The organism is Rhodococcus sp. 14C212 (assembly GCF_011058195.1).
Lineage (GTDB): Bacteria > Actinomycetota > Actinomycetes > Mycobacteriales > Mycobacteriaceae > Rhodococcus > Rhodococcus aetherivorans.
In genome coordinates this window covers 1-19,909 of sequence record NZ_JAALEH010000002.1, presented here as the reverse complement: position 1 = coordinate 19,909, position 19,909 = coordinate 1, and the positions used below count along the sequence as shown (strand labels likewise).

Sequence of the window (19,909 nt, the reverse complement as noted above, 5' to 3'; positions counted from 1 at the left end):
GCACCGAGGGGTGCGCCGGCCCGTTCGCTTTTCGGGATCCCCCGGCTCACCGGGCCCGAGGGAATTCGCACTGGACGGAATGGAAGAGTTTTCTGAATATGGATCACGACCTCCGCCGAACGGCCGTCCGAAGAAACGAACACGGAAGAGCTTTCGCCGCAGCGTGTTCGGATTCTTCTCCGCCTCTTCGTTGATTTCCGGGTGAAACCGGCCGTACGATTCCGGTCATGATGAACGCTCAGCAGGTCACGACGACGCCGGGTGCCTTCCGGCGCCGCGTCGCTCACTGCTGACCCACCACGCGAGCCCCGGGAGTCGACGTCCCGGGGCTTTCGTCGTGTTCGGGCACGTCGCTTCCTCTCGCCGATACGAGAGTCGAGGAACAGGACATGAACGGTGCAGATCACCGAGTGCTCGGTCGCGAACTCGAAATGTTCGCCACCGCACCGATAGTGGGTGCGGGTCTTCCGCTGTGGCTGCCGGACGGTGCGATGATCCGTGCCGAACTCGAGGCCTTCGCCGCCGAGGTGGCGGCCGAAACCGGCTGTCGCCGCGTCTACACCCCGGTGCTCGCCAAGAAGGAGTTGTTCGTCCGGTCCGGCCACTGGTCCAAATTCGCCGACGACATGTTCCCCGAGATGCGGGTCGGCGGCGAGAGTTTCGTCCTCCGGCCCGCCAACTGCCCCCACCACGCCCAGATCTTCGCCTCGCGGGGCCGCAGCTACCGCGACCTGCCGATCCGCCTGTCGGAGCTGGGATCGATGTTCCGCAGCGAACTGTCCGGCGTGCTCGGCGGCCTGAGCCGGGTCCGGCAGATCAGTCTCGACGACGCGCACGTGTTCTGCGCACCCGAACAGGTCGGCGCGGAGGTGGAACTCGCGCTGAGCGCGATCGAGCGCTGCTACGGGGTCCTCGGGCTCGACGACCGGCGTTACCGCCTGTCCCTGGGTGGCGCCGGCGGGCGGTACCTCGGCACCGGCGAGCAGTGGGCGCATGCCCAGGATCAGCTGCGCGGTGCGCTCGAGCGGCGCGGGCTGGACTTCTTCGAAGCCGAAGGGGAGGCCGCGTTCTACGGTCCGAAGATCGACATCCAGGTTGCCGGCGCGCACGGGCGCGAGGAGACCGTGTCCACCGTCCAGCTCGACTTCACTCAGCCCGAGCGCTTCGGCCTCGAATACACCGGCGAGGACGGGCGCAGGTACCGGCCCGCGATGATCCACCGGGGTGTGCTCGGGTCGATGGAGCGGCTGATCGCGATGCTCGTCGAACGCTTCGAAGGGCGCATGCCACCCTGGCTGTCGCCCCGACAGGTGGCGGTCCTGCCCGTCGGTGAGGTCCACGGCGACGGGGCCGGCAAGCTGCGGGACAGGTTGGTGGACGAGGGGATTCGCGTCGACGTGCTCGCCGGTGGATCGCTGGGCAGCCGTATCCGGGCCGCGCGCCTGCACCGCGACCCGTACATCGCGATCGTCGGCGACGAGGAACTCGCGGACGAGACCGTCAGCGTACTGGTGCCGCAGTCGGGGCAGCGGGCGTGCGTCGGGCGCGAGCAGTTCGTGCGCCGGGTGCGGGCCGACGTCCGGGGCCGGGTCCTGCGTCCGTCCGCACTGCCGTGAACGCTCCCTCGTGGAGACCGGCGAGGGGGAGCCGGAGTCCCGCCGGGAGTCATGACCGGGTTCCGGCGATCGGCTCGGCCGCCGTCGGCGCTGGTCGTGCCGTCGCAGTCGGGTCGTGGGCGCGCCCGGCCCGGACTCCGTTGGCGATCACGACGATCTCGGCGACCTCGTGGACGAGGACGACCGCGGCCAGGCCGAGGACTCCGAACAGGGCGAGTGGCATCAGAACGGTGATGATCGCCAGGGACAGTCCGACGTTCTGCAGCATGATCGTCCGCGACCGTCGCGCGTGACGGAGCGCTCGGGGCAGGTGCCGTAGGTCCTCGCCCATCAGGGCGACGTCGGCGGTGTCGATGGCGACGTCGCTGCCCATCGCGCCCATCGCGATGCCGAGGTCGGCGGTCGCGAGCGCCGGGGCGTCGTTGACCCCGTCGCCGACCATCGCGGTCGGCCGGATGGCGCGCAGGGTCTCGACGAGGCGGGCCTTGTCCTCGGGGCGCAGGTCGGCGTGTACCTCGTCGATACCGGCGTCGGCGGCCAGGGCGCGGGCGGTGCGGTCGTGGTCGCCGGTGAGCATCGCGACGGTGTAGCCGTCCCGGCGCAGCCCGGCGACCACCTCGCGCGCTTCCGGGCGGAGCTCGTCGCGGACGGCGACCGCCCCGATCGCGGTGCCCTCGCGTTCGACGAGCACCGCGGTGGCCCCGGCGTGCTGCATCCGCTCGATGTCCGCAGCGAGCGGACCGGGGTCGATCCAGCCGGGCCGGCCCAGCCTGACGGGAGCGTCGGCGATGCGGCCGGTCAGGCCGGCACCGGGGACCGCGTCCACCTCTTCGGCCGGCACGTAGTCGTCGACGGCGGCGAGAATCGCCCGGGCGAGGGGGTGTTCGCTGCGGGCCTCCAGCGCGGCGGCCACGGCGAGAACGTCGTGGGGGGTCGTTCCATCCGCGGTGGCGACGTCGAGCACGGCCGGCCGGTTCCGGGTGAGGGTGCCGGTCTTGTCCAACGCGATGCCGCGGATGCGGCCGAGGGCCTCGAGGGCGGCGCCGCCCTTGACCAGGACGCCGAACTTGGATGCGGCGCCGATCGCGGCGACGACCGTGACCGGGATTGCGATCGCCAGCGCGCACGGTGACGCGGCGACCAGCACGACCAGGGCGCGTTCGATCCACACGCGCGGATCCCCGGCCAGGCTGCCGACGACGGCGATGGCCGCGGCCGCGACCATCACGGCCGGGACGAGTGGGGTGGCGATCCTGTCGGCCAGACGTTGCGCTTCGCCCTTGCGGGACTGCTCGGCCTCGACGATTCGCACGATCCTGGCCAGCGAGTTGTCCTGCGCGCCAGCGGTGACCTCGACCTCGAGGACGCCGGTGCCGTTGATCGACCCGGCGAACACCGCGTCGCCCGGACCGGCCTCGACGGGCATCGATTCCCCGGTGACGGCGGAGGTGTCCAGGGCGGTGCGCCCGGATCGGACGACGCCGTCGGTGGCGATCCGCTCCCCGGGTTTGACGATCATGACCTCGCCGACCGCGAGGTCGGCAGGCGAAACGGTCTGCTCGCGACCGTCGCGCAGCACCGTGGCGCTGTCCGGGACCAGGGACAGCAGTGCGCGCAGACCGCGGCGGGTGCAGGTGACGGCGTATTCCTCGAGTCCCTCGCTGATCGCGAACAGGAACGCGAGCATCGCGGCCTCGCCGACCTCACCGAGCAGCACCGCACCGACGGCCGCGATCGTCATCAGGGTCCCGACGCCGATCCTGCCCTTGGCCAGACGTTCGAGCGTGGAGGGGACGAAGGTGTAGCCGGCGACGGTCAATGCCACGGCCTCGAGTCCCACACCGAGGGCATCGGGTCCGCCGCCGGCCCGGACGATCAGGGCCGCCACCAGCAGGAGGCCCGCGGCCGCGGCCGCCCGGATCTCCGTGACCTGCCACAACGTCTCGGGCGCGTGCTCGTCCTCGCCGGGGAGGCGGGGTTCGGCGTGGCCGCAACCGCAGGCGTCGCTCACGACTCGCTCCCGGCGCCGGCGCCGTAGTTCGGGCACAACGCGACCGCGTTCCCGGTCGCGGTCAGCAACGTCTCGGCCGAGGCGAGCAGATCCATCAACTCGGGCCGGGCCAGCGAGTAGAACACCTGCCGGCCCTGGGGGCGGCCCTCGACGAGGTTGCAGTCCCGCAGGCACGCCATGTGCGCCGAGACCGTCGACTGCGCCAACCGCAGCTCACCGACGAGGTCCGCCACCCGCGCCTCACCCTCGGCGAGCCGGCGCACGATCGCCAATCGGGTGCCGTCCGAGAGGCTGTGGAACAGCGCCACTGCGGCGTCGAGGTCCGGCACCGGCCCGGTCGACGGCCGGACCGCACCACCGTCGTGATTGATCGCCATACGTCGATGATAGCGGTTTCAGTCGATGTACCGCTGCGGCTACTCGGCGCCGTGCACGACCTGCAGGCCGGCCCGGCCGGCACGCGCCGGCGCGTGCGTTCCGCGGCGGCCCCGGTCGTCCCGGGCGGGACGGGCGATCCGGTGGGCGTGCAGGTAGGCGACGCCCACGCGGGAATACCAGGCGGCGGTCCAGGAGGGAATGCCGCCCAGCATCGACAGCGCGAACCCCTGGTGGCGGTCGACGAAGTCGACGGTTACCGCGTACAGATCCACTCCCGGGCACTTCCTGGCCGCCGCCTCGATGTCGAGGTCGTCGGGCCACCAGCTCGCGGGCAGGACGGGATCGGCCGCCTCGGGGGTGCCCGGGTGGCGGCGAGCGAGCACCCGTCCGCTCACCACCGCGGCGGCGGCGCTGCACGAGCCCTTCGCGAGCCCCCACGTCGTGGACCACAGGCCGGCGGGGTGCGTCATCGGCAGGATCGCCCCGAGCAGTCGCCCCAGTTGCGGTTCACCGCCGGTCCGGGAGTGCGGAGGCCCACCCTCGTCCGAGCCGTTCGGAGCCGTCTTCCCGTCGGGACATACCGGAGCGCGCTCTCCCATGGTTCCCTACTCTAAATGTATTGGGCGCCAGTCAGATTGATTTTCGATGATCGCATCGCGGCAGAGGGGTCCGACCGGGTGGCTCCGCGTGCCCGGCACCCGGGTCGCGGACGGGACGGTGCTCGTGCGGTCGCCGCGTGTGGGGACCCGGCCGAGGATCGGCCTCATCCGCCGTCGAGGCTCCGGTGGGCCAGTTCCTCGCGCGCGGCGGTCTCGACGCCGACCGGGAGGGCAGGGGTGCGGCCCAGCTCGAGGTCGGCGACGAACTCGGCGAGCAGGTCGGTCGGCCATCGATCGAAGTCGGCCATCGCAATCCCCCTCGGTGCGTCCGATCGGGCGAGCGGCTTTCTCTCGCCTGTTCCCGATTCTCGATCCCGATGTTTCACAATTACACCACCGGCACGTCGTGTGACACGACTCCTCGCATAATCGGTCCGTTCCGCCCGTCGCGTCCGGTTCGTCGCCGGTCGGCGATCGTCGCCGGCCGGGGCCCGCAGACGGTCGACCCGGCACTCCCGCCTCGTCCGGCGGTTCCGGACGTGCCGGGCGCCCGCTCCGGGGTCCGGACCCGCGCGTCGATCCGGAATGCGCCGCGGCACGTTCCGGGGGATTCCGTCCGGGCGCGGATCACGCCCGGACGCCCTCCACGGCCGGCGCGGAGCTCGGTTCGGCGCCGTGTGCCCGGCCCAGGTCGGCGATCGCGGAGGTGAACTCCGGGTCGAACAGCAGGAAACTGAGCAGGTCTCCGCGATCCTCGTCGTCGCCGCCGATCAGCCGCGCGACGACGGACGGCGCGGGGTTGCGCAGGAACCGGCGCACGGCGGGCCGGCGACGAACCACGTCCCCCGCGATCTCGGCGATCCGGCCGGCCTGGCCCGGCGGTGGGCCGGCGAAGTCGATCCCGATGGGACGGTCGGTGGGGGACACCGCGCGGGTCTGCGCGATCCGTGCGTTGCGGAATTCGAGCGTGTGCAGATCCTCGATCATCCGGTAGCCGAGCATCGCGCGCAGTGCCAGGGCCGCAACGCCGGCCACGTCGGGAGGTGCCGGCCGGTGCCTCCCGGTGTGCGCGGAGACCGGCGGCGGCCACACCCGCGGCTGCGTCGCCACGACGCCGACGTCGTTCGCGCCCAGGAGCAGCGCGGGTTTGATCGGGGTGTTGAGCAGCAATCCGCCGTCGATGTACCAGCCGGAGCGCTGCGGGGCGCATCGATCGGTGATATGGATGGGCCGGAACAGGATCGGGACCGCCGAGGAGGCCAGCAGGTGGTCGACGGTCAGTGTCGTCTCGACGTAGCTGATGTTGCGGCGGATGTCGTACTCGGGCAGGCGCACCGAGCCGTTCTTCTCCACGAACACCACCGTCCCGCCGGTGGCCACGGACGTCGTCGCGACGGCGACCGCGTCCACCAACCCGGCCCGGATGTTCTCGTGCAGCCGGGCCCATGGGACGAGGCGCTCCAGGGTCCCCCGGATCGGGGTCGTATCGAGCAGGCTGACGAGACGCGTGCGGGGAAAGCCGATCGCCTGGCCCAGGAAGGCCGCGCCGGTGCCGAGGACGCTGTGCACCGACGAGTACACGTCGGACGAGACCACCCCGGTCCACAGGTCCACGACCCGTTCCGCGGCCGTGGGCAGTCCCTCGTCGGCGAATGCGGCGAGCCCGAGCACGTTGATCGCGCCCGCGCTGGTCCCGACGAGAATCGCGGGCGCTGGGCTGTGCCGCGTCATCCGGGGAAGCAGTGACGTGATCGCACCGGCCTGATAGGCGCCGCGCGCGCCCGCGCCCGCGACGACCAGGGCCGTCCGCCGGCGTCCGTGGGTACCGCGCGTCCCGCGTCCGGCCATGGGCGGAACGGTACCTGCCGGTCTCCGGCCACGGACCCGATTCCGCAACCGGCCCGGGCCCGGTCGGGAGACGCTAGGGGCGGCGGTCCGGATCGATCCGTTCGAACACCTCGGTCGGGGCGTCGTCGTCGCGCCACCCCGGATCCGGCGCCGCGGCCGCCCCGACCGGCGTCGCCCCGGCTTCGGCCTGCGCCGCCGGCGCGGACGTGCGCTGCTCCCGACGCACCAGGAACCGTCCGAGCATCACCGCGGCCGTCGCGGGGACGAACACCAGCAGCACGGTGAACGCGGCACCCGAGGTCAGTTCGAATAACAGCGACTTGACCCCGACCTGGATCGGGCTGACCGTGTCGATCAGCCAGGTGAGCAGGCCGGCGACCAGACCCGTGACCGCCGCCGCCTTCAGCCACAGCATTGTCAGGTCCGCGCCGTCCTCCGACTGCGGGTGCGCCCGCTGGTCGCGGATCCCGTCGAGCCCGGCCCACACGATCGCGGCGAGCACGACGACGGCCAGCGCGGCCATCCGCAGCACCGAGCCTTGCAGCGGCCATTGCACCAGGGCGGCCCCCAGCAGGACCCGCACCAGCACGTGCACGAGGGTCAGGCCGAGCCCGCGAAGCAACCAGGGTTTCATGTACCTCAGAGTAACGTCTGGATCGGCGGAAGTGTGTCCCGCCCCACATCGTCCCCGCCCCGGCGACGGCCGTCCCGGCTGCCGCCGCGGGAGTACGTTGAGCCCATGCCCGCCGATCACGCCTCCCGCCGCGCCGCGCTGCGCCGGCTGCTCGCCGACCGGGACCTCGATGCGCTCCTGGTGACGGACCTGCTCAACGTCCGGTACCTCACCGGATTCACCGGTTCGAACGCCGCGCTGCTCGTCACCGCCGACGACGACGCCGACGAGTCCCGCACCGTCGTGTGCACCGACGGCCGCTACCTCACCCAGATCGCCGCGCAGGTGCCCGACCTGCGGGCCCGGATCGCCCGTGCCAGCGCCGAGCACCTGGTCGGTTCCGCGGCGACGCCGGCCCGGTGGGGCTTCGAGAGCCACATCGTCACCGTGGACCAGCACGTGCGCTGGGCGGGGCTGGACAGCCCGCTCACGCTCACGCCCGCGCCCCGGCTGGTCGAGCAGTTGCGCATGATCAAGGACGAGCACGAGGTCGGGCTGCTGACGGCGGCGTGCGCCGCCGCGGACCGGGCGCTGGCCGACCTCGTCGCCGCCGGCGGGCTGCGCCCGGGCCGCACCGAACGGCAGGTCGGCCGCGATCTCGAGGCCCGCATGCTCGACCACGGCGCCGACGGCATCTCCTTCGAGACGATCGTCGCGACGGGGGCGAACTCGGCTGTGCCGCACCACCGGCCCACCGACGCGGTGCTCGCCGCCGGGGACTTCGTCAAGCTCGACTTCGGCGCGCAGGTCGGCGGATACCACTCCGACATGACCCGCACCTACGTCCTCGAGCGGGCCGCCGACTGGCAGCGGGAGGTGTACGACCTCGTCGCGCGCGCCCAGGCGGCCGGGCGGGCGGCGCTCGTGCCGGGCGTCGACCTGGCCGCCGTGGACGCCGCGGCCCGCGGCGTGATCGCCGGCGCCGGGCACGGTGATCTGTTCCTGCACGGACTCGGCCACGGGGTCGGTCTGGAGATCCACGAAGCACCCGGAATCGGCCAGGCCGCGACCGGTACACTTGCCTGCGGTGCGGCGGTGACCGTCGAACCGGGCGTGTACTTCTCCGGGCGCGGAGGCGTGCGGATCGAGGACACGCTCGTGGTGCGTGAGCGGGGACCGGAGCTGCTCACACTCACCGACAAGACATTGACCGTCGTGTAAGGGCGGTACCTCGACTCTAGGAGACGCGAAACCAAGTGGCCGATACCAGCGATTTCAAGAACGGGCTCGTGCTGAAGATCGATGGTCAGCTGTGGCAGATCATCGAGTTCCAGCACGTCAAGCCCGGCAAGGGACCGGCGTTCGTCCGTACGAAGATCAAGAACGTGCTCTCCGGCAAGACCGTCGACAAGACCTGGAACGCCGGGGTGAAGGTCGAGACCGCCACCGTCGACCGCCGCGACATGACGTACCTGTACCACGACGGCACCGACTACGTGTTCATGGACGGCGAGACCTACGACCAGATCTCCATCAACGAGGAGACCCTGGGCGACGGCGCGAAGTTCCTGCTCGAGAACATGCAGGTGCAGGTGGCCACCCACGAGGACACCCCGTTGTTCGTCGAACTGCCGGTCACCGTCGAACTCGAGGTCACCCACACCGATCCCGGTCTGCAGGGCGACCGCTCCACCGGCGGCACCAAGCCCGCGACCCTCGAGACCGGCGCCGAGATCCAGGTCCCGCTGTTCATCAACACCGGCGACAAGCTCAAGGTCGATTCCCGTGACGGCAGCTACCTCGGGCGAGTGAATTCCTGAGTGTCCGGTACGCAGAAGAAACTCGGAGCCCGGCACAAGGCGCGTAAGCGCGCCGTCGACCTGCTGTTCGAGGCCGAAGCCCGGGACATCGACCCGGTCGGTCTCGCTGCCGACCGCATCGCGCTCGCCGTCGCCGACGACCAGGTCGCCCAGGTGCCGCCGTACACGCAGACCGTCGTGCGCGGTGTGGCGGAGCATCTCGACGAACTCGACCAGGTGATCGCCGAGCACCTGCACGACTGGACGCTCGAGCGGCTGCCCGCCGTGGACCGGGCGATCCTGCGCCTCTCGGTGTGGGAGCTGTTCCACGCCCCCGACGTGCCGCCGGTGGTGGCCGTCGACGAGGCCGTCGAGCTGGCCAAGCAGCTGTCCACCGACGACTCGCCCGCCTTCGTCAACGGCATCCTCGGCCAGATCGTGGCGCTCGCCGACCAGGTCCGTGCCGCCGCGGCGGCCACCTCGTCGCGCGCCGCCGAGCCGGCCGAGCACCGGGAGTCCGAGCGGCCCTGACACCGCAGCGTGAGCGGGCCCGGCCGGGGACGGATGTCGCCGGCCGGGCCCGCTCGTCGCTGCCGGGACGGCGGCCTGTGGCACGCCTCACCCCTCATCCGTGTCTGGGGGTCACCGGCCGCTGATAGGCTGATGCACCGTCAGGCATCCTTTAACGATCCGTCCAGCGAGGCGGAGAAGGAGGTCGCAGTATGGCCATGTCCGAAGACGGGTCACCGGCATCCACGCCCGGTCCGGCCCGCGAATTGCTCACCGCAGCCGACGTCGGCCGCACCGTCGCCCGCATCGCGCACCAGATCATCGAGAAGACCGCGCTCGACGCTCCCGAGGGCGAGGCCCCCCGCGTCGTCCTCGTCGGTATCCCCACCCGCGGTACCACCCTCGCGCACCGGCTCGCCGGACGCATCGCCGAGTTCTCCGGGGTGACCGTGCCCGTCGGCTCCCTCGACATCACGCTCTACCGCGACGACCTGCGCACCAAGCCGCACCGGCCGCTCGAGCGCACGTCGGTGCCCGAAGGCGGCGTCGAGGACGCCCTCGTCGTCCTCGTCGACGACGTCCTGTTCTCCGGCCGCTCGGTGCGCGCCGCGCTCGACGCCCTGCGCGACCTCGGCCGGCCCCGCGCCGTGCAGCTCGCCGTCCTGGTCGACCGCGGCCACCGCGAACTGCCGCTGCGCGCCGACTACGTCGGCAAGAACGTCCCCACCGCCCGCGCCGAGGACGTGCGGGTCCTGCTCACCGAGCAGGACGACCGCGACGCCGTGGTGATCTCCGGAGGCAAGATTTCGTGAAGCACCTGCTCTCCATCGCGGACCTGACCGAGGAGGCCGCGACCGAGCTTCTCGACGAGGCCGAGCGGTTCGGGCAGGCGCTGCTCGGCCGTGAGGTACGCAAGCTGCCGACCCTGCGGGGCCGCACCGTGATGACGGTGTTCTTCGAGAACTCCACCCGCACCCGGGTCTCGTTCGAGGTCGCCGGCAAGTGGATGAGCGCGGACGTGATCAACGTCAGTGCCTCGAGTTCGTCGGTCGCCAAGGGCGAGTCGCTGCGCGACACCGCGCTGACCCTGCACGCCGCCGGCGCCGACGCGCTGATCGTGCGGCACCCCGCCTCGGGCGCCGCGCACCGCATCGCCGACTGGACCGGCGACGGCAACGGCGGCGGGCCGGCGGTGATCAACGCCGGCGACGGCACCCACGAACACCCCACGCAGGCCCTGCTCGACGCGCTGACCCTCCGGCAGCGGCTCGGGTCGATCGCCGGCCGGCGCATCGGGATCGTCGGCGACATCCTGCACAGCCGTGTCGCCCGCTCCAACGCGCTGCTGCTGTCCACGCTCGGCGCCGAGGTGGTGCTGGTCGCGCCCCGCACGCTGCTGCCGGTGGGCGTGGAGACCTGGCCGGTGACCGTGGCGCACTCGCTCGACGCCGAACTGCCCGGCCTCGACGCGGTGCTCATGCTGCGGGTGCAGGCCGAACGCATGAACGGCGGGTTCTTCCCGTCGGCGCGCGAGTACTCGATCGGCTACGGGTTGTCTGAGAAGCGGCTGGCGATGCTCGCCGAGCACGCCGTGGTGCTGCACCCCGGCCCGATGCTGCGCGGCATGGAGATCGCCTCCGCGGTCGCCGACGCCCCGCAGACCGCGGTGCTGCAGCAGGTGAGCAACGGCGTGCACGTGCGCATGGCCGTGCTGTTCCGTCTGCTCGTCGGCACGGAGAGCGCGATCGCATGACCGGCTCGCACGCGGACCGGGCAGCCGCGCCCGATACGAAGAACACTGGGACAGGAGAAGATTCGGTGTCGCCGCAGGTGCTCATCCGCAATGTGCTCGTCTACGGGGAGGGGGCGCCGACCGACGTGCTGCTCGGCGACGAGCAGATCCTCGGGATCGGGACCGATCTCGATGCCGGCTCCGACGCCGAGGTGATCGACGGCGCCGGACGGGTCCTGCTACCCGGCTTTGTCGACCTGCACACGCACCTGCGCGAGCCCGGCCGCGAGGACACCGAGACCATCGATACCGGATCCGCCGCGGCGGCGCTCGGCGGCTACACCGCGGTGTTCGCGATGGCCAACACCGACCCCGTCGCGGACTCCGTCGTCGTCACCGACCACGTGTGGCGGCGCGGGCAGGAGGTCGGCCTCGTCGATGTGCACCCCGTCGGCGCCGTCACCGTCGGCCTCGCGGGCAAGCAGCTCGCGGAGATGGGCACCATGGCCGCCGGCGTCGGCCGCGTCCGGATGTTCTCCGACGACGGGCACTGCGTGTACGACCCGCTCATCATGCGCCGGGCGCTCGAGTACTCGAGTTCGCTCGGGGTGCTCGTCGCCCAGCACGCCGAGGAACCGCGGCTGACCGCCGGTGCCGTCGCGCACGAGGGCCCCACCGCGGCCCGGCTCGGCCTGGCCGGCTGGCCGCGCGCGGCCGAGGAATCCATCGTCGCGCGCGACGCCCTGCTCGCCCGGGACGCCGGGGCCCGCGTGCACATCTGCCACGCCTCCACCGCCGGCACCATCGAGCTGGTCAAATGGGCCAAGACGCAGGGGATCCCGATCACCGCCGAGGTCACCCCGCACCACCTCCTGCTGGACGATTCGCGGCTCGAGACCTACGACGGCGTCAACCGTGTCAACCCGCCGCTGCGTGAGCGCTCCGACGTCGAGGCGCTGCGCCGCGGCCTGGCCGAGGGCGTGCTCGACTGCGTCGCCACCGACCACGCCCCGCACGCCGAGCAGGACAAGTGCTGCGAGTTCGCCCAGGCCCGCCCCGGCATGCTCGGCCTCGAGACGGCCCTGTCGATCGTCGTCGAGACGATGGTCCGTCCCGGGCTGCTGGACTGGCGCGGCGTCGCGAAGGTGATGAGCGAACGGCCCGCCGAGATCGTCGGCCTCGACGACCAGGGGCGGCCCCTCGAGGTGGGCGAGCCCGCCAACGTGGTGCTCGTCGACCCCGACGCCGAGTGGACGGTGCGCGGACCGGAGCTGGCCTCGGTCGCGCACAACACGCCGTACGAGGCGATGACCCTGCCCGGCAGGGTCGTCGCGACCGTGCTGCGCGGCCGGATCACCGCGCTCGACGGCACGGTCCGGCCGGCCACCGGAAGCGGGGTGCGGTGATGGACCGCGTGTGGCTCACGCTCGGCTTCGTCGCCCTGTGGGTGGTGCTGGCCCTGCTGATGTGGAAGGGCTGGCGCGGGCGTGGGCGACGCCAGGCCGACGCCGTCGGTGCCCTCCCCCCGGTGCCGGCCGAGCTGGGGGAGCAGCTGGTGGCCCCGAGCACCGGCCTGTACGTGGGCAGCACCCTCGCGCCGAGCTGGCAGGACCGGATCGCCGTCGGCGACCTCGGCCACCGCGCGGCCGGCGAGATCAGCCGCTACCGCGCCGGAGTGCTGCTCGAGCGCGACGGCGCCTCGCCGATCTGGATCCCGCAGGACTCGATCCGGGCGATCCGTACCGAACGGGGCCTCGCCGGGAAGGTGATGACCAAGGACGGTGTGCTGGTGATCCGCTGGCAGCTGCCCTCCGGCACCGAGATCGACACGGGATTCCGCGGCGACGACAAGACCATCTACCCCCTGTGGGTGCAGGAGACGAACGAGAATTACCGGGACAGTGAAAGCTAGGACGACAGCCTGGACGGCTGGTACAGCGACGACGGTACGCGAGATTTCGGCTGATGCGGCGAGCTCCGGTGAGGTCGAGCAGAACGGAGAGAACGCATGAGCGACAACAACTTCGACACGGACACCGCGATCCTGGTGCTCGAGGACGGGCGCACGTTCCGCGGCACCGTCTTCGGTGCGGTGGGGCAGAGTCTCGGCGAGGCCGTGTTCAGCACCGGCATGACCGGCTACCAGGAGACCCTCACCGACCCGAGCTACCACCGGCAGATCGTGGTCGCCACGGCCCCGCAGATCGGCAACACCGGGTGGAACACCGAGGACAACGAGTCCGTCGGGCCCACCGGTGACCCCGCCGGCGCGAAGATCTGGGTCGCCGGCTACGTCGTGCGCGACCCGGCGCGCCGCACCTCGAGCTGGCGCGCGTCCGGTTCCCTGCAGGACGAGCTCGAGCGGCAGCACATCGTCGGCATCGCCGGGATCGACACCCGCGCCCTCGTGCGGCACCTGCGCACCCGCGGCTCGATGCGGGCGGGCGTCTTCTCCGGCGACGCCCTCGCCGACGAGCAGACCCTGCTGGATCGCGTGCAGAGCCAGCCGTCGATGCTCGGCGCCGACCTGGCCGGCGAGGTCACCACCTCGAGCGGCTACGTCGTCGAACCCGACGGCGAAGCCCGCTTCACCGTCGCCGCGATCGACCTCGGGATCAAGACCAACACCCCGCGGATGTTCGCCCAGCGCGGCATGCGCGTGCACGTGCTGCCGTCCACCGCGACGCTGCACGACATCCTGGACCTGAAGGCCGACGGGGTCTTCCTCTCGAACGGCCCCGGCGACCCGGCCACCGCGGACGGCGCGGTGCACCTGACCAAGGAGGTGCTCGGGCAGGGACTGCCGCTGTTCGGCATCTGCTTCGGCAACCAGATCCTCGGCCGCGCCCTCGGCCTGGGCACCTACAAGATGAAGTTCGGCCACCGCGGCATCAACATCCCCGTGATCGAGCACGAGACCGGCCGCATCGCCATCACCGCCCAGAACCACGGCTTCGCCCTCGAGGGCGAAGCGGGGCAGGAGTTCGACACGCCCTTCGGCCGGGCCGTGATCAGCCACACCTGCGCCAACGACGGCGCCGTCGAGGGCGTGCGCCTGCTCGACGGGTCCGCCTTCTCCGTGCAGTACCACCCCGAGGCGGCGGCCGGCCCGCACGACGCCTCCTACCTGTTCGACCGGTTCACCAGCATGCTCGAGGGAGAGAAGAACTAAATGCCACGCCGTACCGATCTCTCCCACATCCTCGTCATCGGCTCCGGCCCGATCGTCATCGGCCAGGCCTGCGAGTTCGACTACTCCGGCACCCAGGCGTGCCGGGTGCTGCGCGAGGAGGGCCTGCGGGTCTCCCTCGTCAACTCCAACCCGGCGACGATCATGACCGACCCGGAGTTCGCCGACTCCACCTACGTCGAGCCGATCACCGCCGAGTTCGTCGAGAAGGTCATCGCCGCCGAGCAGGCCAAGGGCACCCCGATCGACGCGGTGCTGGCCACCCTGGGCGGGCAGACCGCGCTCAACACCGCCGTCGCCCTGCACGAGCAGGGCATCCTCGCCAAGTACGACGTCGAGCTCATCGGCGCCGACTTCGACGCCATCCAGCGCGGGGAGGACCGGCAGAAGTTCAAGGACATCGTCGCCAAGTGCGGCGGCGAGTCCGCGCGCTCGCGGGTCTGCTACACGATGGACGAGGTGCGCGACACCGTCGCCGAACTCGGCTACCCCGTCGTGGTGCGCCCGTCGTTCACCATGGGCGGCCTCGGCTCCGGCATGGCCTACGACGAGGCCGACCTCGAGCGCATCGCCGGCGGCGGCCTCGCCGCGTCGCCGACCGCGAACGTGCTCATCGAGGAGTCCATCCTCGGCTGGAAGGAGTACGAGCTCGAGCTCATGCGCGACGGCCGCGACAACGTCGTGATCGTCTGCTCGATCGAGAACGTCGACCCGGTCGGCGTCCACACCGGCGACTCGGTCACCGTCGCCCCGGCGATGACCCTGACCGACCGCGAGTACCAGGAGATGCGCGACCTGTCGATCGCGATCCTGCGAGAGGTCGGCGTCGACACCGGCGGCTGCAACATCCAGTTCGCGATGGATCCGCGCGACGGTCGCCTCGTGGTGATCGAGATGAACCCGCGCGTGTCGCGCTCGTCCGCGCTGGCGTCGAAGGCCACCGGCTACCCGATCGCCAAGATGGCCGCCAAGCTCGCCATCGGCTACACCCTCGACGAGATCGTCAACGACATCACCAGGGAGACGCCGGCCTGCTTCGAGCCGACGCTCGACTACGTCGTCGTCAAGGCCCCGCGGTTCGCGTTCGAGAAATTCCCCGGCGCCGACGGCACCCTGACCACCACCATGAAGTCGGTGGGGGAGGCCATGTCCATCGGCCGCAACTTCACCGAGGCGTTCGGCAAGGTCCTGCGGTCCCTCGAGACCAAGCGTTCCGGGTTCTGGACCGGCCCCGAGGTCGAGACGGCAGATCTCGGCAGCCTGCTCGAGGAGCTGAAGGTCCCGCACGACGGCCGCTTCTACGGCATCGCCAAGGCCTTCGAGCTCGGCGCCACCGTCGAGCAGCTGTTCGACGCCACCAAGATCGACCCGTGGTTCCTCGACCAGATCCAGCAGATCGTCGAGCTGGGGGAGAAGGTGCGCGCCGCCGGGACGTTCGGTGAGCGGGAACTGCGCTTTTCCAAGCACCACGGCTTCTCCGACCGGCAGATCGCGGCGCTGCGCCCCGAACTCGGCGACGAGGACGCGGTGCGTGCCCTGCGCGAGCAGCTCGGCGTGCACCCGGTGTACAAGACCGTCGACACCTGCGCCGCCGAGTTCGAGGCCAGGACCCCGTACCACTACTCGACGTACGAGCTCGACCCGGACGCCGAGACCGAGGTCGCCGAGCAGCGCGAGCGGCCGAAGGTGCTCATCCTCGGCTCGGGCCCCAACCGCATCGGCCAGGGCATCGAGTTCGACTACTCGTGCGTGCACGCCGCCCTGACCCTGTCACAGGCCGGCTACGAGACCGTCATGGTCAACTGCAACCCCGAGACGGTCTCGACCGACTACGACACCGCCGACCGCCTCTACTTCGAGCCGCTCACCTTCGAGGACGTCCTCGAGGTGTACCGGGCCGAGTCGCAGTCCGGCACCGTCGCCGGCGTCATCGTCCAGCTCGGCGGCCAGACCCCGCTCGGGCTCGCGCGGCGGTTGAAGGCTGCCGGGGTGCCGATCGTCGGCACCAGCCCGGAGGCCATCGATCTGGCCGAGGACCGTGGCGAGTTCGGCCGGGTACTCACCGAGGCAGGCCTGCCCGCCCCGAAGTTCGGCACCGCCACCACCTTCGAGGGCGCCCGCGAGATCGCCGCCGGCATCGGCTATCCGGTGCTGGTCCGCCCGTCCTACGTGCTCGGCGGGCGCGGCATGGAGATCGTCTACGACGAGAAGGCGCTCGAGGGCTACATCTCCCGCGCCACCGAGATCTCCGAGGACCGCCCGGTGCTGGTCGACCGCTTCCTCGACGACGCGGTCGAGATCGACGTCGACGCCCTGTGCGACGGCACCGACGTCTACATCGGCGGCATCATGGAGCACATCGAGGAGGCCGGCATCCACTCCGGCGACTCGTCGTGTGCGCTGCCGCCGATCACCCTCGGCCGCTCCGACCTCGACAACGTGCGCCGCTCCACCGAGGCCCTCGCGCGCGGCATCGGCGTCAAGGGCCTGCTCAACGTGCAGTACGCCCTCAAGGACGACATCCTCTACGTGCTCGAGGCCAACCCGCGCGCCTCCCGCACCGTGCCGTTCGTCTCGAAGGCCACCGCGGTGCAGCTCGCCAAGGCCTGCGCCCGGGTCATGATGGGTGAGACCATCGCCGACCTGCGCGCCGAGGGCATTCTGCCCGCCCACGGCGACGGCGGGCACGCCCCGGCCGACGCACCCGTCGCGGTGAAGGAGGCGGTGCTGCCGTTCAACCGGTTCCGCCGCGCCGACGGCACCGGCATCGACTCGCTGCTCAGCCCGGAGATGAAGTCCACCGGCGAGGTCATGGGCATCGACGACGACTTCGGCACCGCGTTCGCCAAGAGCCAGACCGCCGCCTACGGGTCGCTGCCCACCTCCGGCTCGGTGTTCGTCTCGGTCGCCAACAAGGACAAGCGGTCGCTGATCTTCCCCGTCAAGCGGCTCGCCGACCTCGGCTTCCGGGTGCTCGCGACCATCGGCACCGCGGAGGTGCTGCGCCGCAACGGCATCCCGTGCGAGCACGTGTACAAGGTGTCGGAGGAGGAGCGGCCCGAGGGGGCACACACCATCGTCGAGAAGATCCGCGCCGGCGAGGTCGACATGGTGATCAACACCCCGTGGGGCAATTCCGGGCCGCGCATCGACGGCTACGAGATCCGCACCGCCGCCGTCGCCGCGAACATCCCGTGCATCACCACGGTGCAGGGTGCCTCCGCAGCCGTCCAGGGCATCGAGGCCGCCATCCGTGGCGACATCGGGGTCCGCTCGCTGCAGGAGATGCACGCCGGGCTCCGCGAGGACCACGGCAGTCTCCGCGAGGACGCGTCGGCGGCGTCCGGCGGCGTCGGCGGCCTGCGCGACGGTCTCGCGGACCCGGCGTCGTGACGACGTTCGGGCAGCGCCTGCACGCGGCCCTCGCCGACCGCGGGCCGCTGTGCGTCGGCATCGACCCGCACCCGGAACTGCTCACCGCCTGGGGGCTGACGGTCGACGTCGCGGGGCTCGAACGGTTCGCCGAGGCGTGCGTCGACGCCTTCGCCGGGCACGTGGCCGTGGTCAAACCGCAGGTCGCGTTCTTCGAGGCGTTCGGTTCCGCGGGCATCGCGGTCCTCGAACGCACCGTCGCGGCACTGCGGGGCACCGGCACCCTCGTTCTCGCCGACGCCAAGCGCGGCGACATCGGCTCGACGATGGACGCCTACGCCCGCACGTGGCTGACCGACGCGTCCCCGCTCGGCTCCGACGCGGTCACCGTCTCGCCGTACCTGGGGTTCGGGTCGCTCGAGCCCGCGCTGCGCCGCACCGCCGACGGGCGCGGGGTGTTCGTCCTCGCGGCCACCTCCAACCCGGAGGGTGCGCAGGTGCAGCACGCGCGCGTCGCCGACGGGCGCAGCGTCGCGCAGGTGATGGTCGACGAGGCCGCGGCGCGCAACGCCGGTGCCGACACCCTCGGCTCGGTGGGCGTCGTCGTCGGCGCGACCCTCACCCGGGCGCCGGACCTGAGCGCGCTGCACGGGCCGATCCTGATGCCCGGCGTGGGCGCCCAGGGCGGCACCGCCGAGGACGTGCGCCGTCTGGCGGGTGGGCATCTCGACGCCGTCGTGCCGAACGTCTCCCGCGAGGTGCTGCGGGCCGGCCCGGCGGTCGCGGCGCTGCGCGGCGCCGTGGCCCGGACCGTGGACTCGTTCGCCTTCCTGCGGGCCTGACCGGCCCCGCACCGCCACCTCCGGCTCGGCCCGGATCCGTTCCCCGGATCCGGGCCGAATGTCCGTTCCGATGCAGGTGGGAGCACCCCGACACGCTCACGCGCGGAAATTTTTCCGATCCGTTTCCGGCCGGGAGGAACCGGCGTCGGCGTCGCTTCGCAGGCGGACGTCCGCACCGGCCCGCCACAGCGTGTGCAGCGTCTCTACCTGCGGTTATACCGTGTTCGCCGAGGTGGCGGACGGTGCCCGCGGCGCCCGGCCGGGCCGGGCCGGGGACGGCGGTGCGGGCGCACTACCGCACGTGTTTTCGAGCCGAAACGGCGGGGGGTGGGTTCGCAATCGTCGTCCGGCGTGAGTACGGTCGCTATCGCCGCTGGTTAACCGGCGGATGAGACTGTTTGCCAACGATGAGACGGAGGAACCGTGGCCCTTCCCCAGCTGACCGACGAGCAGCGCGCCGCTGCTCTGGAGAAGGCGGCTGCTGCCCGTCGTGCCCGGGCTGAGCTCAAGGACCGCCTGAAGCGCGGCGGCACCGACCTCAAGCAGGTCCTGGCCGATGCCGAGAACGACGAGATCCTCGGCAAGATGAAGGTGTCCGCCCTGCTCGAGGCCCTGCCGAAGGTCGGCAAGGTCAAGGCGCAGGAGATCATGACCGAGCTCGAGATCGCCCCGACCCGTCGCCTGCGCGGCCTGGGCGACCGTCAGCGCAAGGCGCTGCTCGCCAGGTTCGACTTCGACGCCTGAGCGAACGGTGGGAGCTGACGCACACACCGTGTCGGACAGTGGTTCCACGACGCGGAGGGGCCGGCTGGTGGTGCTGGCCGGCCCCTCCGCCGTCGGGAAGTCGACCGTCGTCCGCCGGCTCCGCAGCCGGGTGCCCGACCTGCTGTTCAGCGTGTCGGCCACCACCCGCGACCCCCGGCCCGGCGAGGTGAACGGGGTGGACTACCACTTCGTCGGCCGCGACGAGTTCGATCGGATGATCGAGTCCGGGGACCTGCTCGAGTGGGCCGAGATCCACGGCGGTCTGCAACGCTCGGGCACGCCCGCGGGACCCGTGCGGGACGCGCTGGCCTCGGGACGCCCCGTGCTCGTCGAGGTGGACCTGACCGGTGCCCGCTCCGTGCGCGCCGCCATGCCGGAGGCCGTGCTGGCCTTCCTGGCGCCGCCGAGCTGGGATGTGCTGGTCGCCCGCCTCACCGGCCGCGGCACCGAATCGGACGAGGTGGTCCGCCGCCGGCTCGAGACCGCCCGGACCGAACTCGACGCGCGTGACGAGTTCGATACGGTGATCGTGAACGAGGACGTCGACCGCGCGTGCGACGAATTGGTATCCTTGTTGGTCGGTCCCCGCGACGATCCCGCCGACCGTCCGCGGCCGATCACCACATCCCCGGCC

The 19,909-nt window shown here is 71.7% G+C and carries 19 protein-coding genes; 13 read left to right on the top strand and 6 right to left on the bottom strand.

The window, feature by feature from the left end; translation table 11 throughout:
* Positions 1-389: 389 nt before the first annotated feature.
* Positions 390-1,616: a threonine--tRNA ligase gene (gene thrS, locus G6038_RS01230; RefSeq protein WP_165035515.1), complete on the top strand. Its 1,227-nt coding sequence runs from the start codon at positions 390-392 to the stop codon at positions 1,614-1,616.
* A 49-nt stretch (positions 1,617-1,665) separates the two neighbouring features.
* On the opposite strand, the gene G6038_RS01225 is transcribed toward thrS, so the two are convergent.
* From G6038_RS01225 to G6038_RS01200, 6 genes are all read right to left on the bottom strand, one after another.
* Positions 1,666-3,627 carry a cation-translocating P-type ATPase gene (locus G6038_RS01225; RefSeq protein ID WP_165035514.1) on the bottom strand — a complete coding sequence of 654 codons (1,962 nt, stop codon included), beginning with the start codon at positions 3,625-3,627 and terminating at the stop codon, positions 1,666-1,668.
* The gene (locus G6038_RS01220; RefSeq protein WP_165035513.1) at positions 3,624-4,004 is read right to left on the bottom strand and encodes a metalloregulator ArsR/SmtB family transcription factor; all 381 of its coding nucleotides are present in this window, start codon (positions 4,002-4,004) and stop codon (positions 3,624-3,626) included. Before G6038_RS01220 ends, G6038_RS01225 begins: the two co-directional genes overlap by 4 nt.
* 39 nt (positions 4,005-4,043) lie before the next feature.
* On the bottom strand, positions 4,044-4,604 hold the full coding sequence (locus tag G6038_RS01215) for a hypothetical protein (RefSeq protein ID WP_165035512.1): 561 nt from the start codon (positions 4,602-4,604) through the stop codon (positions 4,044-4,046).
* Positions 4,605-4,768: 164 nt separating this feature from the next.
* Positions 4,769-4,912, bottom strand: a complete 144-nt coding sequence (locus tag G6038_RS01210; RefSeq protein WP_006937614.1) for a hypothetical protein — start codon at positions 4,910-4,912, stop codon at positions 4,769-4,771.
* 319 nt (positions 4,913-5,231) lie between these two features.
* Entirely contained in the window at positions 5,232-6,452 is a 1,221-nt protein-coding gene (locus G6038_RS01205; RefSeq protein WP_165035511.1) for a patatin-like phospholipase family protein, read from the bottom strand.
* A 73-nt stretch (positions 6,453-6,525) separates the two neighbouring features.
* The gene (locus tag G6038_RS01200; protein WP_165035510.1) at positions 6,526-7,086 is read right to left on the bottom strand and encodes a B-4DMT family transporter; all 561 of its coding nucleotides are present in this window, start codon (positions 7,084-7,086) and stop codon (positions 6,526-6,528) included.
* 105 nt (positions 7,087-7,191) lie between these two features.
* On the opposite strand from G6038_RS01200, the gene G6038_RS01195 reads away from it, so the two are divergent.
* The 12 genes from G6038_RS01195 to gmk all read left to right on the top strand — a co-directional run.
* Positions 7,192-8,286: an aminopeptidase P family protein gene (locus G6038_RS01195; RefSeq protein ID WP_165035509.1), complete on the top strand. Its 1,095-nt coding sequence runs from the start codon at positions 7,192-7,194 to the stop codon at positions 8,284-8,286.
* 35 nt (positions 8,287-8,321) lie between these two features.
* Positions 8,322-8,885: an elongation factor P gene (efp, locus tag G6038_RS01190; RefSeq protein WP_165035508.1), complete on the top strand. Its 564-nt coding sequence runs from the start codon at positions 8,322-8,324 to the stop codon at positions 8,883-8,885.
* The gene (gene nusB, locus G6038_RS01185; protein ID WP_165035507.1) at positions 8,886-9,395 is read left to right on the top strand and encodes a transcription antitermination factor NusB; all 510 of its coding nucleotides are present in this window, start codon (positions 8,886-8,888) and stop codon (positions 9,393-9,395) included.
* Between the two features lie 191 nt (positions 9,396-9,586).
* Positions 9,587-10,186 (top strand): bifunctional pyr operon transcriptional regulator/uracil phosphoribosyltransferase PyrR, encoded by a 600-nt coding sequence (gene pyrR / locus G6038_RS01180; protein ID WP_165035506.1) that lies wholly within the window; start codon positions 9,587-9,589, stop codon positions 10,184-10,186.
* On the top strand, positions 10,183-11,127 hold the full coding sequence (locus tag G6038_RS01175; protein WP_165035505.1) for an aspartate carbamoyltransferase catalytic subunit: 945 nt from the start codon (positions 10,183-10,185) through the stop codon (positions 11,125-11,127). The genes pyrR and G6038_RS01175 overlap by 4 nt, the downstream gene beginning before the upstream one ends.
* A 65-nt stretch (positions 11,128-11,192) precedes the next feature.
* Positions 11,193-12,512: a dihydroorotase gene (locus G6038_RS01170; RefSeq protein ID WP_165035504.1), complete on the top strand. Its 1,320-nt coding sequence runs from the start codon at positions 11,193-11,195 to the stop codon at positions 12,510-12,512.
* Complete coding sequence (locus G6038_RS01165) at positions 12,512-13,018, top strand: transporter (protein WP_165035503.1); 507 nt, start codon at positions 12,512-12,514, stop codon at positions 13,016-13,018. Before G6038_RS01170 ends, G6038_RS01165 begins: the two co-directional genes overlap by 1 nt.
* Positions 13,019-13,114: 96 nt before the next feature.
* Positions 13,115-14,278 (top strand): glutamine-hydrolyzing carbamoyl-phosphate synthase small subunit, encoded by a 1,164-nt coding sequence (carA, locus tag G6038_RS01160; protein WP_165035502.1) that lies wholly within the window; start codon positions 13,115-13,117, stop codon positions 14,276-14,278.
* Positions 14,279-17,689 carry a carbamoyl-phosphate synthase large subunit gene (gene carB, locus G6038_RS01155; RefSeq protein ID WP_165035501.1) on the top strand — a complete coding sequence of 1,137 codons (3,411 nt, stop codon included), beginning with the start codon at positions 14,279-14,281 and terminating at the stop codon, positions 17,687-17,689. It begins immediately after the preceding gene.
* Positions 17,686-18,510, top strand: a complete 825-nt coding sequence (gene pyrF, locus G6038_RS01150) for an orotidine-5'-phosphate decarboxylase (RefSeq protein WP_165035500.1) — start codon at positions 17,686-17,688, stop codon at positions 18,508-18,510. Before carB ends, pyrF begins: the two co-directional genes overlap by 4 nt.
* Positions 18,511-18,933: 423 nt before the next feature.
* Entirely contained in the window at positions 18,934-19,254 is a 321-nt protein-coding gene (mihF, locus tag G6038_RS01145) for an integration host factor, actinobacterial type (protein ID WP_003935409.1), read from the top strand.
* A 67-nt stretch (positions 19,255-19,321) separates the two neighbouring features.
* Positions 19,322-19,909 (top strand): guanylate kinase (gmk, locus tag G6038_RS01140; protein ID WP_346772724.1); only part of this gene is annotated, 588 nt, incomplete at its 3' end.